The sequence below is a fragment of the Mycobacterium sp. genome, from assembly GCF_032159565.1.
Classification (GTDB): Bacteria; Actinomycetota; Actinomycetes; order Mycobacteriales; family Mycobacteriaceae; genus Mycobacterium.
Genome location: NZ_JAVHWR010000062.1, coordinates 1 through 9,698, shown reverse-complemented (window position 1 = coordinate 9,698; position 9,698 = coordinate 1). Strand labels below are relative to the sequence as shown.

Genomic DNA, 9,698 nt, shown 5'->3' with positions numbered 1-9,698 from the left:
GCTGCTCAGCCGATTGCTCAGCCGGCTTCTTCTTCGTCACGCCATCCAGTGTCGTCATCACGGCACCTTCCCCGCCGAGCATCCCTCAGCGTGTCAGGCCGGAAACACCGTTTAATCCACAGTCCCGGCTCTGGAGAAGACTGCTCCAGGGTTCGCACTGGGCCGCAATAGGTAGATGCTGCTGCCGCGGGGGTGCAACCGGGAATCTCTTCACCGTCTTCGTAGTAGTGCATCGGCGGCCCGGTGTACGCCGGAACGTGGGCTTCTATGAGCGTGAATGCTCCACCGACAGCGTCGCTGTGGACCCAGAGGGCCATCTGCTCACCGGGCACAGTGTCGAACCAAGCCAAGTCCGTGCCATCGTTGAAAGCGGTACTCATCGTGTGCGTGTCCTCCTCAAGGAGGATTTAGTTTGGGATGAACTGCGGTGCTCGGTACAGTTCAACGAGCCGGCGTCCACGCGACGGATAGCTGTTTGATCCCGTTGCAGTCTTCCCCGAAGATGGTCGGGCGCGGTGGGCCGTAAGATCACCGGATCGATGTCCTCGCCGCTCAGTTCGCCGCCGGAACCTCGTGTGCTCGCGGCCGCGTGCCAGACCAATAGCGAACAGGATGGCGGCCGAAACATCATGCGCGGCTGCGTACCCGGAGGTCCTGGCACAAACGTCGCGCATCCGACGCTGCCCCGTCACGGCGGATCAAATCGGGTGACCAAGTGTTGACATCACAGCACGGGTCGGTTCCTAGGGTGCCGCTACCAGCCCTGTACGGACCAGGCTGCCCGCCGTGGACAACAGCGCGTCGTCGATCGGTCGCGGATTAAAGCCGAGGACAGCCTTAGCCTTTCGGTTACTGGGGCGGACGATCTCACCGAGGACGGGTGACTCGATAACCGTTTCGGCGCCGGTCCACTCGCGCAGGACGTGGGCGGCATGGCCCATCGTGATCGGGCTGCCGTCACAGCAGGCAATGAATCGTTCATTCGCGGCGCCGGGATGGGTCATGGCCCGCACGTGCATATCGGCGATGTCACGCACGTCAGCGACAGGAAAACTGAAGTTCGCCATTTGCGCCACACCTGCGGTGAGCAGAGTCAGTATGGGGACCAACGAGGCGGAGATGTCATCACTTAACGTAGGTCCGAACGTGGCGGTCGGATTGATGACACTGAGTTCGGTCTGGCCGTCTCCGCTCTTGATGAAGTCCCATGCCGCGCGTTCGGCGAGCACCTTCGATTTGACGTAGGCCGTGACGCCTCGGCCGTCGATGTCGGTCCAGTCTTCCTCGGTGAACTCGCGGTCCAGCTGCCCGTGACCGTAGCCGATCGCCGCGAACGACGATGTGAGCACAACCCGTTTGACGCGTGCGTTCCGGGCAGCGCGTAGCACCCGAATCGTCCCGTCACAGGCGGGCGCGATGACCTTGTCTTCATCTTGGGGCTCATCCGGTGGAAAAGGCGAGGCGACATGCAGCACGAAGTCGCTGCCGTCGATCGCCTCAGGCCATCCATCGTCGAACATGAGGTCGGCAACGGCGAAAGTCAGGTCCGCGGCGTTGGCACCCGCACGCGCGACCATGGCTCGCACGTCCGCCTCGCGTTCGGGTGATCTCACCGTCGCGCGGACGCGGTGACCCGCGTTCAGCAATGCTGCGACGCAATGCGAGCCGATGAACCCAGAGCCACCGGTCACGAGAACGCTTGTGCCAGCCATGATTCCCACCTCGTTTGAACGGTTTGACGCTGTCCCCGCACCCTGAGCTCAGGTGCGGGGTGGCGATGTTGTGGACCGCATCTAGCGGGCGGGTAGACGCGCCGCCCACGATTGCCCGGGTCCCAGGGTCTTTTTCGTACCCTCAACACACACGTCGATCGGGTCGGCCGCGCACGGCAACAGCCGAAGCCGCGCATATTGGTGGGTCAACTCGATGTCGACCGGCTGATCGCGGTAGATGATCTCGAACGACGCCCGGCCGATCTCGTTCGGCAGCACCGGGTGAAGGTGAAGGATGTCGCTCCGCGTTTCCACACCCGCGTAGCAGCGCAGGACGATGTCGGCCGTTCCGGCCATCGCCCCGAGGTGGATCCCTTCGCGAGTCGTTCCGCCCTGCGTGTCCTGAAGGTCTGCTTTAAGGGCTTCCTTGAACAACGACCACGACTGGGTGCAGTCGCTCTGGGCCGACACCCAGCTGTGTGTCAACCTGCTCAGCGTGGAGCCGTGAGTCGTCCGCGCCTCGTAGTACTTCACCGTCCGCTGCACCAGATCTGGGTCAAGGGAGTAACCCATCTCGTTGAACAACTCGCGCAGTTCTTCGGCGGAGAACAAACAGTACAGCATCAGGACATCGGCCTGCTTGGACACCTTGTACCTGTTCGTGGAGTCGCCTTCGGCCTGCAGGATCAGGTCCAACCGCCCGATGTTTCCGTAGCGTTCGCGGTAGCGGTCCCAGTCGAGCTCCTGTAGCGTCTCGTACCCTTCGAACTGACTGATCACGCCTTCGTGGAACGGCACCCGCAACCGTCGGCTCACGCGCAGCCAGCGCTCAACCTCTCCCGGCCTGATGTCCAGGCGGCGCCACAGCGGGACACAGTCGCGCCCCATCAGCTCGTCGACCGTCTCGGCTGCCCGTGCTAATACCCAGGCCGCCAACACATTTGTGTAGGCGTTGTTGCGAACACCCAGGCCCGGGGCATCCGGGTAGCCGTCGTGGTACTCGTCGGGTCCCATTACGCCGCTGATGTTGAACCGGTCATCGACCGGATCGTGAACTGCCATGCTGGCGAACAGCCGAGCGACCTCCACGATGAGCTCGGCGCCGTAGTCCTCGAGGAAGCCCTTGTAGCCGGTTGCTTGGTAGTACTGCCAGGCGCTATAGGCCACCGCCAGGCCCACATGGCGCTGTCGATGGGAGTTGTCCGGCATCCACTGGCCATTGCGGAGATTGAACAGCTCGCCCGGCGTCTCGTCGCGACCGTCGCTGCCCGACTGCCATGGGAACATAGCGCCGTCAAAACCGTTGGCCCACGCCAAATCCCGCGCAGCCGGTAGCCGACGATATCGGTACAGCAGGAAGCAGCGGGTCAGTTCCGGCCTTCGCATGGTCAGCAACGGATAAACGTAGAGCTCGTCCCAGAAGACGTGCCCGCGATAGCCCTCGCCGTGCAACCCACGCGCGGGCAGGCCCGCATCGAGATCGCTGTCGGCCGCGACGATCACCTGCAGCACGTGGAAGATGTGCATGTTCAGTGCCAGCGCCTGCTCGAACCCGACCTCCAGGTCGATGCCGAACCGCTGCCACAAGTCCCGCCATACCGTGCGCTGCCCTTCCAGAAGGTCCTCGAACCTCCTCGCGCGCGCGATCCGCTTGTCGACATCCAGCGCAGCGGTGGAGATCGCGCTGTCGCGCGAGGTCGCCACGGCCACGGTCTTCTCGACAGTCACCGGGACGCCGCCCTGAAGACAAATCGTGAACGCATGGCCGGCACGGCTTTCGTCGGCGATCGGCCGCCGGTCGGTGACAGATTCGGCGGGACCGACATGATGCCGCGCCGCCATCGCGATCTCGATGCCCGATTGGTTGGTCCGCACCTCGAGGCGCACCGTCTTGTCATTGACGACGCTGGAGCCGACCGGTTCGAGATGCTGCGACGTGAGTTGAAGATCGGCAGCGACGTTGCGGTTCGCGACTGCGCCATTGATGATCGACTCAACAGTCGCCTCACCGGACCAGTCCTCAGCCTCGATCGTGACTTCCAATGCGGCGACGTGTGTTTCACACACCGAGACCATTTGTCGCGACGTGATCTTCGTCGTTCGTCCGGCATCATCGCGGTACCTGTTGACGCGGGTCAGCGTCCCGTCGCGCAGATCAAGGTCCTGGTGATGGGAAAGCATTTCCGGGATACCGGGACGCAGTGCAGGCCCGTCGGCGGGCTGGACCGTCACGTATGTCCAGTCGGGCGTGTTCACCATGTGTTCGGTCTCGATCGTCCGCGTGCCCACGGTGCTGGTGACCCGGTTGTAGATCCGGGCGATGTATGTACCCGGGTAGTGCACGCCGTCGGCGGTCGTGCCGGGAACCGAGCCACGCGTCGCCCAGTATCCGTTGCCTAGCGTGCAGAGCGCCTCGCGTGTTCCTTCAAGTAGAGGGTTGAAGTCCTCGTATACGAGGTGCCAAGCATCCGAGCTGATCCTGTCAGCGCCGCCGATCCACTTGCCGGAGTACCCGCTGTCACGCAGCAGCGCATCGAGTTGAGCGAGGCTGGTGAGCACGAGATCCGCCCCGGCTTCCGCCAGCTCCGCGCCGTGTCCCACCCGGTCCACTCCGACGACAAGCCCGAAACCGCCTGCGACGCCTGCTTTCACGCCCGCGACGGCGTCTTCAAGGACGACGGCGTCTGCCGGTTCCACACCAAGGCGGTCGACGGCCTCGAGGAACATGGCGGCGTCGGGCTTGCCCCGTAGCCCGAGCCGCGCGACGTCGAACCCGTCGACGATGGTGGTGAACATGCCCGACAGGCCGGTGGCGTCGAGGATGCCCCGGCCGTTGCGGCTCGCGGTGACGAGCGCGGTGGGAATGCCGCGGTCGAGGAGTTTGGCGAGTAGTTCGGCGGCATCGGGGAACACCGCGACCCCGGTGCGGTCGATTGCTTCGGCAAACAGTTGCTGCTTACGTTCGGCGAGCCCGTGGACGGTCATCCGCTCCGGGCCGTCGTCGGGGCTGCCTTCCGGCAGTGTGATGCCGCGCGCGGCCAGGAAGGCCCGAATGGCGTCCTCGCGGATTCGGCCGTCAATGTAGACGAGGTAGTCGCGCACCGGATCGAACGGCGGTTGACCCGGACTTCCGATGCGGGCCAGCACGTCGTCGAACAGGGCTTTCCACGCCTCGGCGTGGACCTTCGCGGTGTCGGTGACCACGCCGTCCATGTCGAAGACGAACGCGTGGTAGCCCCGTTGGTCTCGTGGCGTCGTGGCCGCCATATGTGTCGAGTGTATTGACAGCATGCCCGGGCGACTTCGACCCGCCAGGGCAAAAAACGCCGTCTCGGATGCGTCTGATCTACCGGGGTGGGTGCTTCCCGCATGCGTTCACGAGAGGTTCGACCCGGCAGGCCGAATCGGGCGCAGGCAGTTGCTGCCGGCGGTGCGGTTTCCCTGAGGCCGACCCAACCTACCTGAAGAACGGGCGCTGCTCATACGTTGTTCACGGTTCAGGAGCACATCATGGACGCCACGATTGCGTTTTCTACACGGCTACAGGCCAAGCCTGGCAAGGCAAGAGCTCGAATTCGGTTTGTTCGTGGCCTTTCCCGATGAGGTCGGCAGGCGGGCTCATCTCACCGGCAAGGTAGCCGCAGCGCTCAAAGACAATGCCCACCTTTTCGAGGAAACGCCGCTGTTCGAGACAGCCGATATTCTCGGGGCGAAGCTTCCGGCTGCCGCCGCGGAGGAGGGCAACCCGACCGCCGCGTAGTGACTCCGTACAAGCGCCGCCATCTCGGTGTCTGTGATCGCCCACCGATAGTGCTAGTCAGCCGAGACTGGCACCACGACGGTGGTCTCCCCGGCGCGGGCGAACTGGAAGGTCAACTCGTAGATCAACCCATTGCTGATCGGCTTGGTCAGCTTCACGGTTGCGGTCGCGATGTTGGTGGGTTTGGCCACCGGCAGCGCGTCGGCGTGCACCACCTGGTGCGGGCGGTCGACGATCAGTACGCCACCGACCGCTATCGCGGTGTTTCGCACAAAACTGACCGTCCCGATATCGGAGGTGACCGCTAAAAGGGCGTCCGCGGTATCCCATGACTGATTTGTGGCCACCATCGCCAGGTCGACGACCTTGCCCGGCTCCACTGCATGGCCGGTCTGCTCGGCGCGAATCCGGATGTAGCGCAATGCGATGTCACCGAGGTTGGCCATGGCGCCGTTGACGTCTGATCCCATCGCGGCGGTTTACGACTGTTGCCCCGCGCTGCAGCCGCTCAACGCGGCGGCGGTTACGAGCACGCAGATCGCTGCCGCAGCGCGGACGCGTCGCTTCAACGAGTCCACACTGTTGACCGATCCGCCAGAGATGCCGGCCAGACCGTCGTCTATCGGCGCCACACTTCAATTCTCTTTTTTCCAAGGCCTTCGGGGGGTCGTCCGAGGGGTCCAAGAGATCGCGTCTGGAGTTGACCCGCCAGGCCGAAGAGCTCGTAGCCAGGTCTTGGGAGACTTGTCAAAACCCTGGGTGTCGGCATCGCCCGACTCGAACCGGCGGAATCCAAATCGGTCTATTCATCGGAGGGGCAGGCGTTGTCATGGTGACCAAGGCATTGTTGGTGCGGCTCGAGGCGCAGCCGGGCAAGGGAGACCAGGTCGAGGATTTCTTGGTGTGGGCTCGGCAGCTCGTCGAGAAGGAACCCGACACCAAACCGTGGTTGGCTATGCGGTTCGACGCGTCGACATTTGGGATCATCGACGCGTTCCCCGACGACGAGGCGCGGCAAGCCCATTTGAGAGGGCCGGTCGCCCAGGGGCTCAAAGAGAAAGCCGAGCTGTTCGCCTCACCGCCCGAAATCGTCGAACTCGACGTGCTCGCCGACAAGCTTTGATCCGCGCGACGATCGGCGCGATCCGACCACCAGGTGTGAAGGGACAAGCGTGACCAGAGATTGGGGCCCGTGGCTCGTCGGGGGAGGACTACTGCTGTTCGTCGGGGGGCTGCTCGCTTGGACCGGCAGCCTGTCCTGGCTCGGGAGCCTTCCCGGTGATATACGGATCGACAGTGGCAACACACGGATATTCATTCCGATAACGTCGATGGTGCTCGTCTCGGTTGCCCTGAACCTAATCCTCTGGTTGTTCCTGGCAATCTTCCGTCGGTGATCACCCGTGCGCCAAGTTCTCAGTTTCCATGAGATGGAGGTGTCACCGACCTCCGCAACACTTCCAGCATGCCGTGAAGATGAGCGACCGCAAGTTCGATGTCGAAGTACTTGCGCTGCCCGGCCCGGGACTCGGCCGCCAGCAGCCCGCAGCGATGGACGTCGTGGAAGTCGCCGTAGGGAAACTTGTAACGGCCCTTGCGGTTCTGGTCCTGGGAGTCGTCGATCCCGAGATGCCATCTCGAGTACTCCACGATCCCGTTTTGTTCGATGAACTCGTTCTCCTGCCGCGCGGATGGCTGGTGCTCGCTCCATGCATCCCGGCCATCGATCACACACCTGCCTGCCACGATCAAGTCGCGTGCGTGCTCGTATGCCCTATCGTTCAATTTGACTGCCATTCGTCCATGATCGCTGTCATGGCCGCCCCCACCTTCGACCTGGCGCGCCGGAATTCGTCACCCACGCTTCTTCCAGGAGGGTGAAGCAAACCAGGCTGGCTCAAGACACGGACATGCTGTCGGTGTCGCTTGAGGTGTGGCGACACCATCGATGTCACGCTCAACGGCTATATGTACGGAATCCGCCACGCGCCACGCTCGGCGGCAAGCACCGGCACCACCCTATTGGTCGTCCTGACCAGTCGGGTCAGGCGCAACGGTGTCAGAGCTTGTTGGCGATCACGTCGAGATTGTTGATGTCGGGTGGCGAGGCGAAGAGTTAGTCGGCTTTCTCCGCGCGGGCCTTTCCAACGGGGCCGCCAAGATGCGCCTCGCGTGCCGCCTCGTCCGGGAACGCGTCGATAATGCCGAAAGTCGACGGGCCGAACCGAACGGCTAACCATGGTCTCGTGCCGGGTTCCTGCTCGACGAGCGGCAGCGCCGAACGAAGAAACGGACGCACGAACGCCCTTGCGCGTCCATGTCGGTGACTACTCAGAACCGCTTCATTTCCTACGACGCCCAGGGGGCGCGTTAGTCGGGTTCGATCAGCTGGGCCTTGCCGGCGGCGGGCCGTCCTACCGCGACAGCAGGCCGATCAGAAACAATACCGCGCCAACCAGCGGGGCAAGGTGCGCACAGTGATTCCACCACGTCCACGGCACCATGAACTTGCGCCATTCGTGTGCCGCATCCGACAGTACGGCCGGATCGACGCCAGCCAGGTTGATGTTGAGCGGCGCGTGGAACAGCACCGTGGTGAAGGCACCGATGACGTCGAACACGGCGCCGGGGATGGACTACATCATGCTCGACGCGGACGGCAAGATCGCGGAAGTGACCATATGGTGGCGCCCGCTGCCGTCCGGCGTCCAGATGCAGGGGCACCTTGCTGGTCTCCTCGGCATGCAGCCCTGGGAACTTCCTCACCGATATGGAGACCCGCCAGGGCAAAAATGCCGTCTCGGATGCGTCTGATCTGCCCGGGTGCTTCTCGGCGCTCCAGACGAAACAGCGATGACTGCGCATGTCCGGCCGACGCCGACACCGCCACCGTGCTCACATCGTCTGATGCACCGCTGCGGTGCCGTAGAAGCGGCCAAGGACCGCACTGTGTAGGGGGCCATTGGTTGCTGCGGCGGTATTGCCGTGCGGTCCGGGGGAACCCCCCAGGTCTGTGAATGTGCCGCCGGCCTCACGCACCAAGACATCGAGGGCCGCCAGCTGCCGGAGAGACACTTGCGCTGCTAACGCGATGTCGGCCACCCCCTCGGCCAGCAGGCAATACGAGTAGAAGTCGCCGTAACCGCGCGCCTGCCAGACGTCGTCGGTCAAGACGATGAAGCGCTCACGCAGCCCGAGAACCCCCCAGGCGGACAGGCTGGAGAAGGACAGGCTGGCTGCCCCCAATTCATCGATCTCCGAGACAGACAGCCGTCGCGCCGGCTCAGTCCACCGCGTTGCGTACGCGCCTTGCCCGGCGGCTGCCCACCAACGCCGATGCAGAGCGGGGGCGCTGACGACTCCCAGGGTTGGTACGCCGTCGACCATCAACGCGATAAGCGTCGCCCAAACAGGTACACCGCGGATGAAATTCTTCCGGCCGTCGAGCGGCTCGATGATCCAGATTCGTCCGGCGAACAGCTTTGGGCCGCGGAGCGTTTCGTCGAAAGTCGTATCTTGCGGTCGCTTCATGGCCAATCTTCTGCGCAGCGCGACATCGACATCGCGGTTAGCCTCGATCAACGGCGTGTCCTCCAGCCTCGCCTTTGCGTAGAGATCCACGGCGGTGAACCGAGGCATCGTCATCGATTCGGCCTCGTCTGCCAAGGACATCGCGAGAGCGACGTCATCTGCGGTGTTATTCATGCCAGTCCTCACCTCTGGGAAATGGATTTGCGCTGCTGGATGGCGCCATGCCCCTTACAACCGTTGCCTCTCTTCAGGGCGACATGGTGCCTCGCTGAGACGCCGGATGCCTCCGTCTGGCGCGGTGAAGTTTTTGGCGGCGAATCGGCCTCGCGTGCCACGACCGCGAGGGGCGTACTCGGCCATAAAGGTTGCGGCGCCGCCGTACTCACCACCGGTGGAGAAGCCCTGGATCATTCTCAGGACCACCATCAGCACGGGCGCCCACAACCCGATCGCAGAATAGGGCGGGATGGTGATCGCCAATATCTGTCGGTGTCCGATGCGATCGCCGAGCGGCCCCCCACACCAGCCCGCCGATCGGCCTCACCAGGAACGACACCGCGAAAGTCATGAACGCCAGCAGGGTCGTGCTCGCGGCATCGCCAGGGAAGATCGACTCGGCGATATAGCTCACGCCGTAGGCGTAGATGCCGTAATCAAACCACTCCGTCGCGTTACCGATCGCCGACGCGGTGATC

General features: G+C 63.6%; 10 protein-coding genes and 1 pseudogene. 3 read left to right on the top strand and 8 right to left on the bottom strand.

The features are described 5' to 3' along the window. Positions 1-743: 743 nt before the first annotated feature. Positions 744-1,712, bottom strand: a complete 969-nt coding sequence (locus tag QOC76_RS07710; RefSeq protein WP_526355860.1) for an SDR family oxidoreductase — start codon at positions 1,710-1,712, stop codon at positions 744-746. 81 nt (positions 1,713-1,793) lie between these two features. Further along, entirely contained in the window at positions 1,794-4,979 is a 3,186-nt protein-coding gene (locus tag QOC76_RS07705; RefSeq protein WP_526355858.1) for an HAD family hydrolase, read from the bottom strand. 319 nt (positions 4,980-5,298) lie between these two features. Here QOC76_RS07705 and QOC76_RS07700 point away from each other — a divergent pair, with 319 nt between their 5' ends. Further along, complete coding sequence (locus QOC76_RS07700; protein WP_526355856.1) at positions 5,299-5,472, top strand: hypothetical protein; 174 nt, start codon at positions 5,299-5,301, stop codon at positions 5,470-5,472. Positions 5,473-5,525: 53 nt separating this feature from the next. Here QOC76_RS07700 and QOC76_RS07695 read toward each other — a convergent pair whose 3' ends face one another. After that, complete coding sequence (locus QOC76_RS07695) at positions 5,526-5,942, bottom strand: copper chaperone PCu(A)C domain-containing protein (protein ID WP_526355854.1); 417 nt, start codon at positions 5,940-5,942, stop codon at positions 5,526-5,528. A 359-nt stretch (positions 5,943-6,301) separates the two neighbouring features. Between QOC76_RS07695 and QOC76_RS07690 the strand changes: the two genes are divergently transcribed. Both QOC76_RS07690 and QOC76_RS07685 read left to right on the top strand, forming a co-directional pair. Further along, positions 6,302-6,595 (top strand): putative quinol monooxygenase, encoded by a 294-nt coding sequence (locus tag QOC76_RS07690; protein ID WP_526355852.1) that lies wholly within the window; start codon positions 6,302-6,304, stop codon positions 6,593-6,595. 49 nt (positions 6,596-6,644) lie between these two features. Next, the gene (locus tag QOC76_RS07685; protein WP_526355850.1) at positions 6,645-6,869 is read left to right on the top strand and encodes a DUF2905 family protein; all 225 of its coding nucleotides are present in this window, start codon (positions 6,645-6,647) and stop codon (positions 6,867-6,869) included. 19 nt (positions 6,870-6,888) lie between these two features. Here the strand turns inward: QOC76_RS07685 and QOC76_RS07680 are convergent, their stop codons facing one another. From QOC76_RS07680 to QOC76_RS07660, 5 genes and pseudogenes are all read right to left on the bottom strand, one after another. After that, positions 6,889-7,269: a hypothetical protein gene (locus tag QOC76_RS07680; RefSeq protein ID WP_526355848.1), complete on the bottom strand. Its 381-nt coding sequence runs from the start codon at positions 7,267-7,269 to the stop codon at positions 6,889-6,891. A 319-nt stretch (positions 7,270-7,588) separates the two neighbouring features. Then, complete coding sequence (locus QOC76_RS07675) at positions 7,589-7,807, bottom strand: putative quinol monooxygenase (protein ID WP_526355863.1); 219 nt, start codon at positions 7,805-7,807, stop codon at positions 7,589-7,591. Between the two features lie 79 nt (positions 7,808-7,886). Further along, complete coding sequence (locus tag QOC76_RS07670; protein ID WP_526355846.1) at positions 7,887-8,093, bottom strand: anthrone oxygenase family protein; 207 nt, start codon at positions 8,091-8,093, stop codon at positions 7,887-7,889. 274 nt (positions 8,094-8,367) lie between these two features. Next, entirely contained in the window at positions 8,368-9,177 is an 810-nt protein-coding gene (locus QOC76_RS07665; RefSeq protein WP_526355844.1) for an inositol monophosphatase family protein, read from the bottom strand. Between the two features lie 141 nt (positions 9,178-9,318). Continuing rightward, a pseudogene (locus QOC76_RS07660) lies at positions 9,319-9,697 on the bottom strand (MFS transporter); the annotation flags it as partial. Between the last annotated feature and the right edge of the window lies 1 nt (position 9,698).

What these genes read in the sequence shown, in the direction of transcription:
- QOC76_RS07695 (WP_526355854.1), bottom strand. Translation starts at nt 5,942, where the DNA reads ATGGGATCAGACGTCAACGGCGCCATGGCCAACCTCGGTGACATCGCA.
- QOC76_RS07690 (WP_526355852.1), top strand. Translation starts at nt 6,302, where the DNA reads ATGGTGACCAAGGCATTGTTGGTGCGGCTCGAGGCGCAGCCGGGCAAG.
- QOC76_RS07705 (WP_526355858.1), bottom strand. Translation starts at nt 4,979, where the DNA reads ATGGCGGCCACGACGCCACGAGACCAACGGGGCTACCACGCGTTCGTC.
- QOC76_RS07680 (WP_526355848.1), bottom strand. Translation starts at nt 7,269, where the DNA reads ATGGCAGTCAAATTGAACGATAGGGCATACGAGCACGCACGCGACTTG.
- QOC76_RS07710 (WP_526355860.1), bottom strand. Translation starts at nt 1,712, where the DNA reads ATGGCTGGCACAAGCGTTCTCGTGACCGGTGGCTCTGGGTTCATCGGC.
- QOC76_RS07665 (WP_526355844.1), bottom strand. Translation starts at nt 9,177, where the DNA reads ATGAATAACACCGCAGATGACGTCGCTCTCGCGATGTCCTTGGCAGAC.